Source organism: Kribbella voronezhensis (assembly GCF_004365175.1).
GTDB classification, from domain to species: Bacteria; Actinomycetota; Actinomycetes; order Propionibacteriales; family Kribbellaceae; genus Kribbella; species Kribbella voronezhensis.
In genome coordinates this window covers 592980-611311 of the sequence record NZ_SOCE01000002.1, presented here as the reverse complement: position 1 = coordinate 611311, position 18332 = coordinate 592980, and the positions used below count along the sequence as shown (strand labels likewise).

Below are 18332 nucleotides of genomic sequence, written 5' to 3'. Positions count from 1 at the left end.
CCCACGGACGTATCGCGCGCGCGGGCCCGCGTTGTACGTTCCTCCAAGGAGCTTGCCGGGCTGAGGAGGTCGAGATGCTGCTCTCGGAGCTGTTCGACGCACCCGAACTGCGGCTCCAGCTGCTGCATGCGGCCCAAGGCGCCTACGACCGTCCGATCGGCCGGATCATCACCACCGACCTGCTCGAACCGGGTAACTACCTCAACGGCGGCGAGCTGGTCCTGACCGGGCTGGTCTGGCGCCGCGGTGCCGCGGACAGCGAGACCTTTGTCGCCTCGGTCGCGGGCCGGGGCGCCACCACGATCCTCGCCGGCAAGGCACTGCTCGGCACGATCCCCGACGATCTGCTCGAGGCCTGCCGGCGCCACCAGGTCACCCTCGTCGAGGTGCCCACCGAGGTCGCCTTCGCGGACGTGACGGAGTACGTCGCGGCCGCCGGTTCGGCCGACACCGGCGCCCGGTTGTCCGCGAGTCTCGTCCGCCAGCGGCAGTTGCTGTCGGCAATCGCTTCCGGCCGCAGTCTCGACGAGCTGACGGCCCGGATCTCGACCGAGATCGGGCACGACTGCCGGGTGATCACCTCCACCGGGCGACACGTCGTACCGGGGCCCGGGCCACTGGACGACGACACTCTCGACGCGGTGACGCGGCGGTTCCTGACCGCCGAACGCACCCCGGCGGTCGCGGAGGCCGACGGTACGCCGTACAGCCTGTTCCCGATCGGGTCGGGACTCGGGAACCGGCTGACCGCCTGGCTGCTGGTCGTCGAGGGCGACCACACCCAGTGGTCCCGTGCCCATGTCGAGGCGGTGCAGGAACTGTCTGCGATCGCGGCCCTCGACCGAGTACGCCGCGACGAAGGCCGCCTTGCTCTGCGACCGTTGGTCGCCGACGCGCTCGCTCTGATCGAGTCCGGCGGACCACCGGCCGAGGTCGCAACCCGCTTGCGCCAGGCCGGAGTGCACTCGGACCGGCCGATGGTCGTCGCGGTGGGCGAGTTGCGCGACGACGGGCCGGTCGAGATCGCGCTGACGATCTTCGAGGACGTCGCACTCACCGTCGGTCCCGCGGTCGTCGCCACCGGACGCGACGGACTGCCGGTCGCCTTGCTGCCCGCTTCTCCGGACCTGCCGAATCTGCTTCGTCGCGCCTTCGGCCGGCTCTCCCCCGGCCTGGCCAGGGCAAGGCTCACGATCGGCGTCAGTGGCGAGACGACGGCCGACGCCTTGACCGGTGCGCTGGAGGAAGCGCGCTTCGCCCAGCGGGCCGCGCTGGCCGGACGAACCCGGATCTCTGTCGTCACCTCCGACGAGGTCGCCTCGCACGTTCTGCTGCTGGCCACCGTGCCGGACGACGTACGGCGCACCTACGCGCACCGGGTGCTCGGACCGGTTCTCGAACACGACCGCCGGACCCGCGCCGACCTGATCGCGACCCTGAACGAGTTCCTGGCCTGTTCGGGCTCGTGGTCCCGTGCGGCCGAGGCGCTGCACCTGCACGTCAACACGGTTCGCTACCGGATCGAACGCATCGAGCAACTGACCGGTCGCGATCTGTCGCGGTTCGAGGACCGCGTCGACGTGTTCCTGGCGCTCAAGTCGCTCTGAGCCGCTCGCTTTGGAGGATCCTCCAAAGCGAGCGACCCTGAATCGGGCCAAGTTCGGAGGTTCCTCGGGTGCAATCCGCGCTCCGCTGAGCCCAAGCTGTCGTGCAGGCCAGAACCGCCCGCGACCCCTTGGAAGGTGCCCGATGAAGGCAAAAACGCGAGCTTCCCGTCATCCGGTGGACCAGGTGCTCTCGCCCGGACGCCTCGCCGTGTACGGCACCCAGCACGTCCTCGCCTTCTACGCCGGCGCGGTGATCGTCCCGATCCTGCTGGCGAACTCCATCGGGCTGAGCACCGGCCAGCTGGTGCACCTGATCAACGCCGACCTGTTCACCTGCGGCATCGCCTCGATCATCCAGTCGGTCGGCTTCTGGAAGGTCGGGGTCCGGCTGCCGCTGCTGCAGGGCGTCACCTTCACCGCGGTCTCGCCGATGATCGCGATCGGCCTCGCCGCCGGAGGTGGGACCGACGGCCTGCTGGTCATCTACGGCGCGGTGCTCGTGGCCGGTCTGGCGACCTTCCTGATCGCCCCCTACTTCAGCCGGCTGATCCGGTTCTTCCCACCCGTCGTGACCGGCTCGGTCATCACGATCATCGGCCTGGCCCTGCTGCCCGTGGCCGCCGGGGATGCCACTGGCGGCGCAGGCCCGACCTCCGACCCGACCAGCGGGAAGAACCTGGCCTACGCACTGGGAACGCTGGCGCTGATCGTCGCGATCCAGCGGATCTTCAAGGGCTTCCTGGCGACGATCGCCGTCCTGGTCGGCCTCGTCGTCGGCACGGCGGTCGCCTGGGCCTTCGGCGACGCCCACTTCGGCGCGGTCAGCGGCGCGAACTGGGTCGGCGTGACCACGCCGTTCAACTTCGGCTGGCCGAAGTTCTCGGTCGCGGCGATCATCTCGATGATCGTGGTCATGCTGATCACCGCCGTCGAGACCACCGGTGACGTGTTCGCGACCGGCGAGATCGTCGAGAAGCGGATCGGCCGCGAAGACATCGCCCGGGCACTGCGCGCCGACGGCCTAGCCACCACCATCGGCGGTGTCTTCAACTCCTTCCCCTACACGTGTTTCGCCGAGAACGTCGGCCTGGTCCGGCTCACCCGGGTGAAGAGCCGCTGGGTGGTCGCGGCCGCCGGCGGGATCATGATCCTGCTCGGCCTGGTGCCGAAGGCCGGTGCTGTCGTCGCGGGAGTCCCGCATCCGGTACTGGGTGGCGCCGCCCTGGCGATGTTCGCCACCGTCGCGGTCGTCGGGTTCCAGACACTGGCCAAGGTCGACTTCCACGACCACCGCAACGTGGTGATCGTGGCGACCAGCGTCGGCCTGGCCATGTACGTCACCGCGCAGCCGCAGATCTCCCAGGCGGTGCCGGGCTGGGCCGAGATCATCTTCGGCAGCGGCATCACCCTCGGCAGCCTGACCGCGATCGGGCTCAACCTGCTGTTCCACCACGTCGGCAAGGACTTCGGCCCCGCCGTCGCCGGCCAGCCGGGCGACACCATCCGGCTGGACCAGGTGAACGAGATGAGCCGCGCCGAGTTCGTCGCGACCTTCTCCGATCTGTTCCAGGGACCCACCTGGATGGTCGAGCGGGCCTGGGAGATGCGGCCGTTCGCCGACACCCACGCGCTCCGCCGCTCGTTCCAGGAGGCACTCTTCTCCGGATCGAAGGACGAGCAGCGCGAGTTGATCGAGTCCTACCCGCAGCTCGGCTCGCAGTTCGTCGCGGACGGACTCAGCGGCGAGGCGTCGCTGCGCGACCAGGCGGCCCGCGGCCTGACCTACCTGTCCGAGCCGGATCGCGACGAGCTCGCCTCGATCACCGCCGCGTACCGCGAGCGCTTCGGCTTCCCGCTGGTCATCTCGGTGCGGGACGCGGAGTCGTTCGACCGGATCGTCGAGCAGGGCCGGGTCCGGCTCGGCAACTGCGAGAACCAGGAACACGCCGCCGCCCTGCTGGAGATCGCCAAGATCGCGGGCTACCGCTTCGACGACTTCCTGCAGGACGCGAACCCCATCCACAGCGCACGAACCCGCTGGAGCAGCAGCCGATGAGTACTCTCCAAACCCTGCGCGCGGCCGCCGTCAAGGTGAACGGCGAAGACACCCGGCTCGACGGCGTGCCCGTGCACACCACCCTGCTCGACTGGCTCCGCGACCGCGGCCTGACGGGAGCGAAGGAGGGCTGCGCCGAAGGCGAATGCGGCGCGTGTTCCGTGCTCGTCGCCCGCCCCGGTATCGACAGCGCGACCGAGTGGACCGCCGTGAACGCGTGCCTGCTCCCGGCCGCCGCTCTGGACGGCCAGGAGATCGTCACCTCGGAAGGTCTCGGTTCTCCGGCTGAGCTTCACCCGGTGCAAGAGGAAATGGCCGTCCGCGGCGGATCCCAGTGCGGCTTCTGTACGCCGGGCTTCGTCTGCAGCATGGCCGCCGAGTACTACCGCCCCGCTCGTACGCCGTGCGCCGGCGACCACGAGCACGGCCCGAACGGCTTCGACCTGCACGCGCTCAGTGGAAACCTCTGCCGGTGCACCGGCTACCGGCCGATCCGCGACGCGGCGTACGCGCTCGGCGTACCGGAAGAGAACGACGCGCTCGCCACTCGGCGGTCGTCGCCGCCTCCCCCGGCGCCTGCCACGCGGCTGGCCGTCGACGGGTCGGAATTCCTGCGGCCGGCCAGTCTCGACGACGTTCTCGGGCTGCTGGCCGAACGGCCGGAGGCGCGGATCGTCGCCGGGTCGACCGATGTCGGCGTGGAGGTGAACCTGCGCGGCGTACGAGCGCCTCTGGTCGTGGCCGTGGACCGGCTGGCCGAGCTGCGCGAATTCGCGGTCGGGGCGGACGAGATCCGGATCGGGGCCGCGCTGACGTTGAGCGAGCTCGAGCGGATGCTCGGCGGCCGGGTTCCGTTGCTCGCACAGTTGTTCCCGCAGTTCGCCTCCCGGTTGATCCGCAACGGCGCCACGATCGGCGGCAACCTCGGGACCGGCTCTCCGATCGGCGACACGCCGCCCGCGTTGCTGGCGCTCGACGCCTCGCTGGTCCTGGCGTCCCACCGCGGCGAGCGGGTCGTTGCCCTGGCCGACTACTTCACCGGCTACCGGGAGACACTCAAGGCACCCGACGAGCTGATCCGGGCCGTCCTGATTCCGTTGCCGTTGGCACCGATGACCGCCTTCCACAAGATCGCCAAGCGAAGGTTCGACGACATCTCCAGCGTTGCCGTTGGCTATGCCGTCGAGGTCACCGACGGTCTTGTCAGCCAGGCCCGCATCGGTCTCGGCGGGGTGGCTGCTACGCCGCTGCGCGCCCGCGCGACCGAGGAAGCCTTGATCGGCAAACCGTGGACCGAATTCACCGTCCGCGAAGCCGCTGCCGTGATGGCCGCCGAGGGAACACCGATGGACGATCACCGCGCGAGCGCGTCGTACCGCTCGGCGATGCTCGGCCAGTCACTACTCCGCTTCCATGCCCAGCAACTCTCGCCGGAGGGGGTGAGCGCATGAGCGCCCTGTCCCAACGACCGCAGCAAAGCGTGGTCGGTCTGCCGCTGCCACACGAAAGCGCAGCGCTTCATGTCACCGGTCAGGCTCTCTACACCGACGACCTGGTGATGCGGACCCGCGATGTCCTGCACGCCTTCCCCGTCCAGTCGCCGCACGCACACGCGCGGATCCTCTCGCTCAAGGTGAAGCCCGCGTACGACGTACCGGGGGTGGTCCGGGTGCTGACCGGCGAGGACGTGCCGGGCGTCAACGACGCCGGGGTGAAGCACGACGAGCCGCTCTTCCCGGACGAGGTGATGTTCCACGGACACGCGATCTGCTGGGTGCTCGCCGAGACCTTGGAGGCTGCTCGGCTCGGCGCGGCGGCGGTGGAGGTCGAGTACGAGCCGCTGCCTTCGCTGGTGACCGTTCGCGAAGCCATTGCCGCAGGCAACTTCCAGGGAACCGGGCGGCATCTGGAGAGCGGTGACGTCGAGGCGGCACTGGCGGCGGCACCACACGTGTTCAGCGGCGAGTTCGAGTTCGCTGGGCAGGAGCACTTCTACCTCGAGACCAACGCCGCGCTGGCGCTGGTCGACGAGGGCGGCCAGATCTTCGTGCAGAGCAGCACCCAGCATCCTTCGGAGACGCAGGAGATCGTCGCGCACGTGCTCGGCGTCGCGAGCCACGCCGTGACCGTGCAGTGCCTGCGGATGGGCGGTGGATTCGGCGGCAAGGAGATGCAGCCGCACGGCTTCGCGGCCATCGCCGCACTCGGCGCGACGTTGACCGGGCGCCCGGTCCGGCTGCGGCTCAACCGCACCCAGGACGTGACGATGACGGGCAAGCGTCACGGTTTCCACAGTGAATGGCGGGCCGGCTTCGACGACGACGGTCACCTGGTGGCGCTCGATGCGACCCTGACCGCCGACGGCGGCTGGAGCCTCGACCTGTCCGAACCGGTGCTCGCCCGCGCGATGTGCCACATCGACAACGCGTACTGGATCCCGAACGTCCGCGTCGACGGCCGGATCGCCAAGACCAACAAGACCTCGCAGACGGCCTTCCGCGGCTTCGGCGGACCGCAGGGCATGCTCGTCGTGGAGGACCTGCTCGGTCGTTGCGCACCCCTGCTCGGGTACGACGCGATGGAGCTGCGCCGCCGCAATCTCTACCAGCCGCAGCACAGTACGCCGTACGGCCAGCCTGTTCGTCATGCCGACCGGTTGGAGGCGTGCTGGAGCGAGGTGCTCGGGACCGGCGGGATCGAGCGGCGCAAGGCGGAGATCGACGCGTTCAACGTGTCCCACCCGGACACCAAGCGGGCGATCGCGATGACGCCGGTCAAGTTCGGCATCTCGTTCAACCTGACCGCTTTCAACCAGGCCGGGGCGCTCGTGCACGTCTACAAGGACGGCTCGGTGCTGATCAACCACGGCGGCACCGAGATGGGACAAGGCCTGCACACGAAGATGCTGCAGGTGGCGGCCACCTGCCTCGGCGTACCGCTGTCGCGGGTGAGGCTGGCGCCGACGCGGACCGACAAGGTGCCGAACACCTCGGCCACCGCTGCCAGCTCGGGTGCCGACCTCAACGGGGCGGCGATCAAGAACGCCTGCGAGCAGATCCGCGAGCGGCTCGAACAAGTTGCCGCCGCCAAGCTCGGGATCAACCCGAAGGATGTCCGGTTCGTCGACGGTGCCGTCCGCGGGCTGACCTTCGACAGCGAGACGCTGAGCTGGGACGAGGTCGTCCTCGCGGCCTACTTCCAGCGGGTCCAGCTGTGGGCAGCCGGGTTCTACCGCACCGAGGGTCTGCACTGGGATGCCAACGCGATGCGGGGCGAGCCGTTCAAGTACTTCGCGTACGGCGTGGCCGCGGCGGAGGTGGAGGTGGACGGCTTCTCCGGTGCCTACAGACTGCGGCAGGTCGACATCGTCCATGACGTCGGCGACAGCCTCAGCCCGTTGGTCGACCTCGGCCAGATCGAGGGCGGTTTCGTCCAGGGTGCCGGCTGGCTGACGCTCGAAGATCTCCGCTGGGACGAGAGCGACGGTCCGCACCGGGGCCGCTTGGCGACCCAAGCGGCCAGTACCTACAAGCTGCCGAGCTTCTCCGAGATGCCGGAGGTCTTCAACGTCCGGCTGCTGGAGAAGGCGCACGAGGACGGTGCCGTCTACGGCTCGAAGGCCGTGGGTGAACCGCCGCTGATGCTCGCCTTCTCCGTCCGAGAGGCGCTCCGGCAGGCAGCGGCGGCCTTCGGTCCTGCTGGGACGAGTGTCGAGCTGCCGTCGCCGGCCACGCCCGAGGCGGTCTACTGGGCGCTGGATCGCGCCCGCTCGACCTCACACTCGGGATCGGACTCGCGTTCGCACTCGCGAGAGTTCGTGGGACCGGAAGGGAGGTGAGCGAGATGGAGTGGATGAAGGCGGTCCAGCGGCTCCGCGAGCAGCGGCGTCCCGGCGTACTGGTGACGGTGCTGTCGGTTCGTGGTCATGCGCCTCGCGAGGCGGGAGCCAAGATGGTGGTGGCCGCGGACGAGGTCTGGGCCACCGTCGGCGGTGGCAACCTGGAGTCGGTCGCGATCGAGCGTTCGCGGTCCTTGCTCGCTGCCGGAGCCACCGAACCGGAGGTGCTCGACTTCGCGCTGTCCGACAAAGCGCCGTACCAGCACGGGGTGCAGTGTTGTGGTGGCGAGGTGAAGTTGTTGCTCGAACCTCTTCCGGTTGTTCCGTCGGTCGCGATCTTCGGTGTCGGACATGTCGGTCTGGAGCTCGCGCGGATCCTCGCCCGGCACGATGTCGAACTGCACCTGGTCGACTCGCGACCGGACCAGCTGACGCCCGAGCGGCTGTCCGTGCTCGACGACGCGGTGGCAGGGATCCACGTGCACCACGTACCGGTGCTCCCGGAACTGGTGATCGCCGAGCTCCCGCCGGGCACGCACGCCTTGGTGATGACCCACGACCACGCAGAGGACGCCGCTCTGTGCGACGCCACTCTGCGCAACGGGCAGCTGGCCACGATCGGGTTGATCGGGTCCAGCGCGAAGTGGTCCCGGTTCCGCCGCAAGCTCGCCGAGGACGGGCACTCGGCCGAGGCGATCGACACCATCGTCACCCCGATCGGGCTGCCCGACCTGCCCGGCAAGGAGCCGGCCGTCATCGCGGTCAGCGTGGCCGCCTGGCTCCTCCACCTGTTCGTTGCCGAGCGCAACACCGCGCCGGCTCCCAGTGAGGCAACAGCATGACCCTGTTCAGAGGCACGTTCCTCGACACCCCGGACAATCCCTTCACCGGCGGCAGCCTGCGGGTCGCCACCGATGCCGCACTGGTGGTCCAGGACGGCGTGATCGTTGCCCGGGGCCCCTTCGCGGAGATCCGGGCCGCCCACCCGGCCGAGCACATCGTCGACCTGAGCGACGGCCTGGTGCTGCCCGGGTTCGTCGACACCCACGTGCACTTCCCGCAGATCCGGGCGGTCGGCGGTATGGGCATGCCGCTGCTGGAATGGCTCGACAAGTACGCGCTGCCCGAGGAGGCGCGGATGGCCGACGCGGCGTACGCCTCCAGCGTTGCCGACGAGTTCGTCCGCGGCCTGGCAGCAGCCGGTACGACGAGCGCGCTGGTCTTCGGAGCTCACTACGCCTCAGCGGTCGACACGCTCTTCGCCGCGGCGTCCCGGGTGGGTCTGCGGATCACCAGCGGACTGGTCGTCAGCGACCGGATCATCCGCGACGACCTGCTCACCACACCGCAACGCGCGTACGACGAATCGCTCGCGCTCGCCTCCCGCTGGCACGGCGTAGGACGCAACCGGTACGCCGTGACGCCGCGGTTCTCCTTGTCCTGCACGGACGAGTTGCTCGCTTCGTGCCAGACCGTGCTGGAAGAGATTCCGGGGGCACTCTTCACCTCGCACCTCAACGAGAACGAGGCCGAGATCGCCACGGTCGCCGAACTGTTCGCCGGCAGCGACTACGTGAGCACCTACGAGCGGCACGGACTGGTCGACCACCGCAGCGTGTTCGCGCACAACGTGCACCCGACCGATGTCGAACTCAAGCTGCTCGGTCAGAGCGGGGCGACGGTCGCGCATTGCCCGACGAGCAATGCGGTGCTGGGTAGCGGACTGTTCCCGCTCGGGCGGCACCTCGACCACGGCGTACGCGTCGCACTCGGCTCGGACGTGGGCGCCGGCACCGGATTCTCGTTGCTGAAGGAGGGCTTGCAGGCGTACTTCTGCCAGCAACTGCTCGGCGATCACGGTCACGCGCTCAGTTCCGCCCACCTGCTGCACCTCGCGACGTCCGCGGGCGCCGAGGCGCTCGGTCTGAGCGACGTCGGAGACCTGAGCGTCGGCAAGCGGTTCGACGCGCAGTTGCTGCGGCCGGTCGAGGGATCGCCGCTAGCGGTGGGGATCGAGCATGCCGCCGACGCCGAGGACACCCTGGCGCGCGTCTTCACCCTCGGGACGCCGGCCGACATCCGGGCCGTCTGGATCGACGGCCAACTGCTGGACGACTCCTCCGGAAAGGTGTGATCGGTGGACCTGCAGGAATTCAACTCATCGCCGCCCGACCGGCTGCGACCGCTGCTGGCGGCCTGCTGCGACGTACCGCGCTGGGTCGACCGCATCCTCGCCGGACGCCCGTACGACGACCTCGCGGCGGTCACCGAGGTCGCCGATCGGGCCGCGCGAGACCTTGACGACGGCGAGGTCGCTCAGGCCCTCGCGGCTCACCCGCGGATCGGCGATCGCGCGGACGGCGAGAGCACCGAGGCTGCCTGGTCGCGCAAGGAGCAGTCGGGCGTGGGCGACGATCCGGGGATCCGGGCGGCCCTCGCGGCCGGGAACCGCGAGTACGAACAGCGCTTCGGGCGGGTCTTCCTGATCTGCGCCACCGGCCTGTCGGCCGAACAGATGCTCACCAACCTCCGCCACCGCCTGACGAACGACGAGCCCACCGAGGCCCACGTCGTACGAGACGAACTCCGCAAGATCGCCGCCCTGCGGCTGGAGAAACTCATTGCCCTCAGCAAGGAGATCCCCGCATGAGCACCGTAACCACCCACGTCCTGGACACAGCCCAAGGCCGTCCGGCCGAAGGAGTCCCCGTCCAGTTACAGAGAACGACGGACTCTTCGGTGATTGGAAAGAGTACGACGGATGCCGACGGGCGCGTCAGCGATTTCGGGTCGGGGCAGGTGGAGCCGGGGGTCTATCAACTGCGATTCGATGTCGCCGCCTATGCCCGAGCCAGCGGTCAAGAGTTCTTCTTTCCTGAGGTGACGGTCACGTTCACGATCACCGACGAGCGGCACTACCACGTCCCCTTGCTGCTCAGCCCGTTCGCCTATTCCACCTATCGAGGGAGCTGATCGCGATGGCGATCCACCTGGGAGCCAACCAGTACGGCAAGGCCGAGAGCCGCGTCGTCCGCATCTACCGAGACACCCCGCGCCACCAGATCCGCGACCTGAACGTCTCCTCCGCGCTGCGCGGCCGGTTCGAGAACGCGCACACGACCGGGGACCAGTCCGACGTGCTGCCGACCGACACCCAGAAGAACACCGCGTTCGCCTTCGCCAAGGAGAAGGGCGTCGGCGCGATCGAGGAGTTCGCACTCACCCTCGGAGACCACTTCCTGCAGGCCTCCCCCGCCGCCGACGGCGCGCGGATCGAGGTCGAGGAGTACCCGTGGGAGCGGATCTCCGTCGACGGCGCCGGCCACGACCACTCGTTCGTCCGCAGCGGCGCCGGCATCCGCACGACGGTGGTCAACGTCGAGGGCCGCGGCGACGAGCGTACGGCGTACGTCGTGTCCGGCATCCGCGATCTCACCGTGCTGAAGTCGACCGGCTCGGAGTTCCACGGCTTCCTCAAGGACAAGTACACGACGCTGCCGGAGACCAACGACCGCATCCTCGCGACGTCGCTGGTCGCGCGCTGGCGCTACGACCACACCGAGGTCGACTGGGACAAGTCGTACGACGAGATCAAGGGCCTGCTGCTCGAACAGTTCGCCAAGATCCACAGCCTCGCGCTCCAGCAGACCCTGTACGGGATGGGCGAGGCGGTCCTCGAACGGCATCCCGAGGTCGCGGAGATCAAGTTCTCGGCGCCGAACAAGCACCACTTTCTGGTCGACCTGTCGCCGTTCGACGTGGAGAACCCGGGCGAGGTGTTCATCGCGGCGGATCGCCCGTACGGGTTGATCGAGGCCACCGTCGTCCGCGACGACGCCAGCGACGCCGGGTCGGCCTGGCACGCGGTACCGGGTTTCTGTTGATCGTCATCGACGGTGCGGCGGTGGTCACGCTCGACCGTGAACGGCGCGAGCTGACCACCGGGCATGTCGTTGTCGACGGCAACCGAATCGTTGCCGTCGGCCCCGGACCCGCACCGGCGTACGAAGGGGCGCGGGTGATCGACGGAGGCGGTTGCCTCGTCACTCCCGGCTTCGTCAACACACATCAGCATCTCTACCAATGGGTGACTCGCGGGCTCGCCACCGATGCCACGCTGTTCGGCTGGCTGACCACGCTGTATCCCGTCTGGGCTCGGATCGACGAGGAATCCGTCCACGTCGCCGCGCAGGGCGCGCTCGCGCAACTCGCGCGCACCGGCTGCACGACCGCCTCGGACCATCACTACGTGTTCCCCGGTGGCGACCTGCTGGAGGCCGAGATCCTTGCGGCACGAGAGGTGGGGCTCCGGTTCCATCCGGCGCGGGGATCGATGGATCTGAGCGAGAAGGACGGTGGCCTGCCGCCTGACTCGGTGGTGCAGGATCGCGACGAGATCCTGCTCGCCACCGAGGCCGCGATCGATCGGTGGCACGATCCCTCGCCGGAGTCGATGCTGCAGATCGTGGTCGCACCCTGTTCGCCGTTCAGCGTCACCGGCGAGCTGATGTGGGAAGCCGCGGAGCTCGCCCGGCGCAAGGGAGTCCGGCTGCACACGCATCTGGCCGAGACCACCGACGAGGCCGATTGGTGTGACGACAAGTTCGGCTGTACGCCGTCGGAGTACGCCGCGCAGCTCGGCTGGACCGGGCCGGACGTGTGGTTCGCGCACGGCATCCACTTCGACGACGCCGAGATCAAGCGGCTGGGGCAGACGACGACCGGTGTCGCGCATTGCCCGAGCTCCAACGCCCGCCTGGGCGCCGGGATCGCCCGGGTCGCCGATCTTCGAGCCGCTGGGTGTCCGGTCGGGCTCGGTGTGGACGGTGCCGCGAGCAACGAAGCCGGCAGTCTGCTGGAGGAACTGCGGCACGCGCTGCTCTTCGCCCGCGCCCGAGGCGGCCCGCAGGCGCTCGGCGTACGGGACGTTCTGGAGATGGCGACCCTCGACGGCGCCCGCATCCTCGGTCGCGAGCACGAGATCGGCTCGCTGGAGGTGGGCAAACTCGCCGACCTCGCCGTCTGGCGCCTCGACACCCTCCCCCACGCCGGCATCCCCGACCCGATAGCCGCCCTGATCCTGGGCACTCCACCCCCACTGGAGCTCCTCCTGGTCAACGGCCGCCCGGTCGTCGAACACGACACAGTCATCACCATCGACGAACCCACCCTCGCCCGCCAGGTGACCCACACCCAGCACCGCCTCCTCGCAACCACCTGACCCACCACTTCCACCTGCAGCCGCCCTGCCCCCACCCGGACAAGGCGGCTGCTCCCACGCCCGGCGCCCCCTCGCACACCTGCCCTGCCTCGAAGCGGGGTCCACCGACGGACGGCTCGGATGCAGGGCGGGTGCGTGCGGGGGGATGGGGCGGGTGGCGCAGGGATGGGGGTGGCGGAGGGATGGGGCGGGGTGACGGAGGGGCGGCGCGGGGTCGGTTAGGAGCGGTGGGGGCGGCGGGCGAGTTTGGCCAAGGTGGGGGTGTCTATGCCGATCAGGTCGTCGAGTTCGGCGGGGTCGAGGGCGCCGCAGTCGAGGGCGCGGAGGACGTAGCCGGCCAGGGCAGCTGCGGTGGCGGGTTCGTCCAGGTAGCCGGAGTCGCCGCCGTCGACGTACGCGCGCAGTCTCGCGGCGGCCGAGGTGAGGCCCTCGCGGTAGAACAGGTAGGTGGCGACGTAGCGGCTCGGGAGCTGGGCCGGGTGCATGTCCCAGCCCTGGTAGATGCCGCGCGCGAGCGAGCGTCGTACCAACCGCAGGTGAAGCCGCCAGGCAGCGTGCACCGCTGAGCGATCGCCGACCGGGAGAACGTTGGTCGAGCCGTCGCAGACGAAGACGCCCGTGCCTGCCGCGGCCAGTTGCATCACGTCCTTGGCGTGATCGGCGACCGGATGCTCCATGCTCTGGTACGCCGCCGCGACGCCGAGCGAGGCCGAGTAGTCATACGTGCCGTAGTGCAGCCCGGTGACCCGACCTGCGCCCGCCTGGATCATCCGGCCCAGCGGCGTCGTCCCGTCCGCGCCGAGTATCGCCTGCGGCGTCTCCACCTGGATCTCGAACTTGAGCGAACCCGCCGGCACCCCATGAGCTTCCTCGATCGAGCCGAGCACGATCACCATCGCCTCGATCTGCTCCACCGACGTGACCTTGGCGAGCGTGATGACGAACCCGTCCGTCAGCCCACCGGCACCGGCGAGTTCACCGACGAACAAGTCGAGCGACCGAACGCCCCGCCGGCGACTCGGTGCCTCCAGCGACTTGATCCGAAGCCCGTAGTACGGCGGAGCCTCGGCAGTCTTCACCAGCTCCGCGAGCGCTCGCGCCGCGTCGACAGCCGCCGCGTCCTCCTGGTCGTCCGGCCTGGTCCCGTAGCCGTCCTCGAAGTCGATCCGCAGATCCTCGATCGGCTCGCGCTCCAGCTTCGCGCGCACCCGCTCATAGACCTCGCCGGCCAGCTCCGGTGGCAACTCCAGCGCCTCGGCCAGCTCCGCCGGCGAACCGCCGTGCCGAGCCAGCGCGGCACGGGCCTCAGCCGCCCACTCGCTGACCGTGCCGGCGTGGAACTTGTCGGCCGGTACATAGACGGTATGGACGGGTTGCCGGACACCGCGGTCGCCGGGGTACAGCGCGGCCAGCTCGGCGTCGGCCTCGGCAAGCCGCCGATCCAGTTCGGCAAGGAGTGCATCTTCCACGTGGGCCGCACCTCAAATCCTCGGGGATTTCGTAATGCGGATACTAGTATCTGTATTACGGAAGTCGCAAGCGCTCGCGCTTCCGCCATCTGAGGGTAAACTTCCGTGATCCGGAAGCATCGAGGACGGGTGGGACCACAGTGACGGAAGAGACCGGCAGCAAGAGCCGCTCCGGCAGCGTGCAGTCCATCGAGCGCGCGTTCGGGCTGCTCGAGGTGATGGCCGACGCCGGCGGGATGCTGGGGCTGTCCCAGTTGGCCACGGCCTCCGGGCTGCCGCTGCCGACGATCCACCGGCTGGTCCGCACGCTCGTCGACCTCGGCTACCTGCGGCAGGAGCCTTCTCGGCAGTACGTTCTCGGGCCGAAGCTGGTCCGCCTCGGCGAGAGTTCCTCGCGGATGCTGAGCGTCTGGGCCCGCCCGCATCTGGCGCATCTGGTCGACGAGCTCGGCGAGTCGGCGAACATGGCGATGCTCGACGGCGACCAGATCGTGTACCTCGCGCAGGTCCCGTCGCGGCACTCGATGCGGATGTTCACCGAGGTCGGCCGCCGGGTCCTCCCGCACTGCACGGCGGTCGGCAAGGCGATCTTCTCGCAGCTACCCGAGGCCGACGTCCGCGAACTCCTCCAGCGCACGGGCATGCCGAAGCACACCGAGAACACGATCACCGATCCGGACGCGTTCATGGCCCAGGTGCACGGCACCCAGGAGCAGGGCTACGCCACGGACGAGGGCGAGCAGGAACTCGGCGTCCGCTGCGTCGCCGTACCGGTGCCCGACGTGCCGTCACGCCTGGCCATCTCGATCTCGGGCCCGGCCGGCCGGATGACGGAAGCCCTGGTCGGCCGCGCGGTCCCCCTTCTCACCGAGGCCGCGAAGTCCCTCTCCGAAGACCTCCGCTGACCCACTGACAACAAGCCGGTCACTCACCAACCCGAGCCGCCACCTCGCTGACCTCAGCAGCGGGTAACCAGACCGCACCGACTTGAGGCGCCGTCTTCGCTGACCCGACCAGGTGTCCTCCGTTGACGGTCAGGCGGTTTGTTCGGTTTCTTCTTCCGCCCAGCGGTCGAGGAGTTCTGCGATTCGGCCGACGATCTCGCGGGCGGTGTCGTACTCCGCCGGGCCGAACTCGTCGGCGAACCGTTGCTCGAGCTCGATCAGGTGTTCGCGCCCGTGACCTGCGATCCAGCGGCCGTGTTCGGTGTAGGTGACCAGCTTGGCCCGCCGGTCCTCGGGGTCCGGGCGCATCTCGAGAATGCCGAGGTCGACCATCTCGCGGATCACCTCCCCCATCGACTGGCGGGTCACCCCGGCCCGGACCGCCATGTCCGCGGCCCGCGACCCGTCCTCGGACAGCGTTGAGAAGACGGAGTTGTGGGCGGCCTTCAGCTCCGGGTGACCGCGCCGGTGCGCGGCCTGCACCATGTCGGCCTGCAGCGCACGGTTGGCCCGGTCCATCAGCGCGATCAGCGGCTTACGGCCCAGCCTGGGAAACTCACCCCTTGACATGTTGTAAGGATTCCTTCCATTATTTCGACAGGAAACCTTACGGTATCAGGGGGAACGATGGACACCAAGGAGCAACCCCGGCTGGTCGCCGACCTCTTCACCCGAGGCCGCCGCCGAACCACCCGGGTAGCGGTAGAGCAGGAGTTCATCGTCGCCGACACCACCACCGGCGCCCCCGTCCCCATCGACCTCGTACGCCGGTCAACCGGCGCACCCACCACCCCGCCGACCCAGGCGGTCCGCCCTTCACCCGGCACCCCCACCACCCCGCCGACCCAGGCGGTCGACCGTTCAACCGGCGGACCCATCACCCAGTCGGACCGCCCTTCACCCGGCGTACCCACCACCCTGTCGACCCAGTCGGCCGGCCGGTCAACCGGCGCACCCACCACCCCGCCGACCCAGGCGGTCCGCCCTTCCACCGGTGCTGCGGCGTGCTTGAGTTTCGAGCCCGGGGGTCAGATCGAGTTGAGCCTGCCGTGTGTGTCCGGATCGGCGGCGATCACTCGCCTGCTCACGGTTCTCACCGACGACCTCCGGCAGCATTTGGATCCGGCCGGTATCCGCATCGACGCCATCCCCTGCGATCCGCGCCCAACAGTCCCCCTGCAACTGACGACGCCGCGGTACGCCGCGATGCAGCGCCACTTCGACACGATCGGCCCGGCCGGACGCCGGATGATGCGCCGAACCGCCTCCACCCAGGTCTGCCTCGATTGGTGGCCCGGCGAGGCAGGCGCCGAGCAATGGCGGGTCCTCAATCTCGCCGCCCCGTTCCTGGCCGCCGCCTTCGCGAGAAGCACCGGACCCGACGGCAGACTCACCACCTGGCTCAGCGTCGATCCTGACCGCACCGGGTTCGACAACCGCCTACTGGCCAAAGAGCCCGGCGCCTGCCCGATCCCGGCGTACATCTCCTTCGCCGAAGCAGCCACCCCCTTCACCGATGGGCCAGCCGAGCACCTGAGCACACTCTTCCCACCCGTCCGCCCGCGCGCCACCTACCTGGAAGTCCGCTTCCTAGACGCCCAGGAGCCGGCCGCGGTCGCCCAGGCGATCGCGGCTCTGGAAAACCTCATGTACGACGACGACCTGCGCCGCCGTACGCTCCGCGCGCTCGAGCCCGAACTCCCACACCTGGCCGACCATTGGCGCGCGGCAGCCGCTGGTGACCCAGGCATCACCAGTCGCGGCCGCGAACTAGCGCAGCTCCCGAACCTGGAGCTAGTCGCATGAACGGCGTGCTGTTCGTCACCGACCCGCTCGGCGGCCTGCAAGCAGACGTCGACGCCAGCATCGGGCTGATGAGCGCCACCCAGGACTTGGGCCTCGATGTCTGGTGCTGCGAACCCAGCGACCTAGCAGTTGCTAACGGCAACGTTCTCGTCCAGGCCCGGCGGATCCGCCTGCGCCCGCGACACCCCGCGGGCTCAGGCCATCGCTGGACGGTGGATCCGATCTGGTGGGACGAACTCGACCGGACTGTCGTCGACGCGGCCGGCTTCGACCTGGTGCACCTGCGCATCGACCCGCCGGTCGACCAGCGGTACCTGCACACGACATACCTGCTGGACCTGGTCGAGGCAGCGGGCACCCGCGTGGTCAACCGGCCCGAGGGCGTCCGGGCGATGCACGAGAAGCTCATCGCCCTGCGGTTCCCGGAGCTCTGCCCACCGACGTACGTAGGCGCCGGATTGCCCGGTCTCCGCGACTTCGTCGCCGGCGTCGGTACTGCGGTGGTCAAGCCGGTCGACGGTTTCGCGGGGCTCGACGTCTGGCTGATCGGCGACGACCACGCGGCCACCGCGTTGCTGGAGTCGGCCACCCACGGCGGCCGTCGCCAGGTGATCGCCCAGCAGTACCTCCCCGCTGTCGAGCACGGCAACAAAAGGCTGTTCCTGCTCGACGGCGACATCGTCGGAGCGGTCCTGCGCCGCCCGTCAACCGACGACTTCCGGATCGGACCGCCGGTCGCGGTCGCCGGGATCGACGACGCCGACCGCGCGATCGTCGCAGCACTCCGGCCGCACCTGCGCCGACACGGTCTCGCGATCGCCGGCCTCGATGTGATCGGAGGTCGCCTGATCGAGGTCAACGTGACCTGTCCCGGCGGCATGCACAAGACCGACGCCCTGCTAGGCACCCAACTCAGCCGAGCGATGGTGCGGAAGCTGACCGAATCGACCCTAGGAGTACTGACATGAGTACCGTCACCATCGTCTCGATCGCCCTGATGGGCATCCTGCTGTTCCTGCTCGGCGCCAACGTCACACGACACCGCGCGATCGCCGGCTCGAAAGGCGGGAACCAGCAGCCGACCGATCCCACCGACCGCCTGCTGATCGCGATCCGGGCACACGGCAACGCCGCCGAGTACATCCCGACCATGATCGTCCTGGTGCTGGTCTGCTCGGCGTTGTCGGACAGTTGGTGGGTCGACGCGCTGGCCGTCGCCGCGTTGGTGGTGAGGACTGTGCACGCCGCCGGAATGCTCACCTCGAAGACCCTTGCCACGCACGGTCCGCTGCGCGACGTCGGCGCGATGGGCACCTACCTGGTCGGTATCACTCTCGGTGTCACAGCCATCGCCGTGATGTGACGCGTGTACGACGGGCGGGGTCGGGGCA

16 protein-coding genes are annotated in these 18332 nt (G+C 69.3%); 14 read left to right on the top strand and 2 right to left on the bottom strand.

What is annotated here, in order from left to right:
• Positions 1-74 precede the first annotated feature (74 nt).
• From EV138_RS30180 to EV138_RS30135, 10 genes are all read left to right on the top strand, one after another.
• Entirely contained in the window at positions 75-1607 is a 1533-nt protein-coding gene (locus tag EV138_RS30180) for a PucR family transcriptional regulator (RefSeq protein ID WP_133983057.1), read from the top strand.
• 142 nt (positions 1608-1749) lie between these two features.
• Positions 1750-3663, top strand: coding sequence for a 2-oxo-4-hydroxy-4-carboxy-5-ureidoimidazoline decarboxylase (uraD, locus tag EV138_RS30175; protein ID WP_133983056.1), 1914 nt, complete (start codon positions 1750-1752; stop codon positions 3661-3663).
• Positions 3660-5114: a xanthine dehydrogenase small subunit gene (locus EV138_RS30170; RefSeq protein WP_133983054.1), complete on the top strand. Its 1455-nt coding sequence runs from the start codon at positions 3660-3662 to the stop codon at positions 5112-5114. The genes uraD (EV138_RS30175) and EV138_RS30170 overlap by 4 nt, the downstream gene beginning before the upstream one ends.
• Positions 5111-7501: a xanthine dehydrogenase molybdopterin binding subunit gene (gene xdhB, locus EV138_RS30165; RefSeq protein WP_133983052.1), complete on the top strand. Its 2391-nt coding sequence runs from the start codon at positions 5111-5113 to the stop codon at positions 7499-7501. Before EV138_RS30170 ends, xdhB begins: the two co-directional genes overlap by 4 nt.
• Before the next feature lie 5 nt (positions 7502-7506).
• On the top strand, positions 7507-8343 hold the full coding sequence (gene xdhC / locus EV138_RS30160) for a xanthine dehydrogenase accessory protein XdhC (RefSeq protein ID WP_133983050.1): 837 nt from the start codon (positions 7507-7509) through the stop codon (positions 8341-8343).
• Positions 8340-9635, top strand: a complete 1296-nt coding sequence (gene guaD, locus EV138_RS30155) for a guanine deaminase (RefSeq protein ID WP_133983048.1) — start codon at positions 8340-8342, stop codon at positions 9633-9635. The genes xdhC and guaD overlap by 4 nt, the downstream gene beginning before the upstream one ends.
• A 3-nt stretch (positions 9636-9638) precedes the next feature.
• Positions 9639-10151 carry a 2-oxo-4-hydroxy-4-carboxy-5-ureidoimidazoline decarboxylase gene (gene uraD / locus EV138_RS30150; protein ID WP_133983046.1) on the top strand — a complete coding sequence of 171 codons (513 nt, stop codon included), beginning with the start codon at positions 9639-9641 and terminating at the stop codon, positions 10149-10151.
• Positions 10148-10474 carry a hydroxyisourate hydrolase gene (uraH, locus tag EV138_RS30145; protein WP_133983044.1) on the top strand — a complete coding sequence of 109 codons (327 nt, stop codon included), beginning with the start codon at positions 10148-10150 and terminating at the stop codon, positions 10472-10474. The genes uraD (EV138_RS30150) and uraH overlap by 4 nt, the downstream gene beginning before the upstream one ends.
• 5 nt (positions 10475-10479) lie before the next feature.
• Positions 10480-11385, top strand: a complete 906-nt coding sequence (gene pucL, locus EV138_RS30140; protein WP_133983042.1) for a factor-independent urate hydroxylase — start codon at positions 10480-10482, stop codon at positions 11383-11385.
• Entirely contained in the window at positions 11382-12722 is a 1341-nt protein-coding gene (locus EV138_RS30135) for an 8-oxoguanine deaminase (protein WP_133983040.1), read from the top strand. Before pucL ends, EV138_RS30135 begins: the two co-directional genes overlap by 4 nt.
• Positions 12723-12940: 218 nt before the next feature.
• Here the strand turns inward: EV138_RS30135 and EV138_RS30130 are convergent, their stop codons facing one another.
• Positions 12941-14191 (bottom strand): DUF6986 family protein, encoded by a 1251-nt coding sequence (locus tag EV138_RS30130; RefSeq protein ID WP_133983038.1) that lies wholly within the window; start codon positions 14189-14191, stop codon positions 12941-12943.
• A gap of 140 nt (positions 14192-14331) precedes the next feature.
• Here EV138_RS30130 and EV138_RS30125 point away from each other — a divergent pair, with 140 nt between their 5' ends.
• Positions 14332-15096, top strand: coding sequence for an IclR family transcriptional regulator (locus tag EV138_RS30125; RefSeq protein WP_133983036.1), 765 nt, complete (start codon positions 14332-14334; stop codon positions 15094-15096).
• Between the two features lie 129 nt (positions 15097-15225).
• Here the strand turns inward: EV138_RS30125 and EV138_RS30120 are convergent, their stop codons facing one another.
• Positions 15226-15705: a MarR family winged helix-turn-helix transcriptional regulator gene (locus EV138_RS30120; protein ID WP_133983034.1), complete on the bottom strand. Its 480-nt coding sequence runs from the start codon at positions 15703-15705 to the stop codon at positions 15226-15228.
• Positions 15706-15762: 57 nt separating this feature from the next.
• On the opposite strand from EV138_RS30120, the gene EV138_RS30115 reads away from it, so the two are divergent.
• The 3 genes from EV138_RS30115 to EV138_RS30105 are packed head-to-tail and all read left to right on the top strand — an operon-like array spanning position 15763 to position 18304.
• Positions 15763-16941, top strand: coding sequence for a glutamate-cysteine ligase family protein (locus EV138_RS30115; protein WP_133983032.1), 1179 nt, complete (start codon positions 15763-15765; stop codon positions 16939-16941).
• Positions 16938-17909: an ATP-grasp domain-containing protein gene (locus EV138_RS30110; RefSeq protein ID WP_133983030.1), complete on the top strand. Its 972-nt coding sequence runs from the start codon at positions 16938-16940 to the stop codon at positions 17907-17909. The genes EV138_RS30115 and EV138_RS30110 overlap by 4 nt, the downstream gene beginning before the upstream one ends.
• Positions 17906-18304: an MAPEG family protein gene (locus EV138_RS30105; RefSeq protein WP_133983028.1), complete on the top strand. Its 399-nt coding sequence runs from the start codon at positions 17906-17908 to the stop codon at positions 18302-18304. The genes EV138_RS30110 and EV138_RS30105 overlap by 4 nt, the downstream gene beginning before the upstream one ends.
• Positions 18305-18332: the final 28 nt, after the last annotated feature.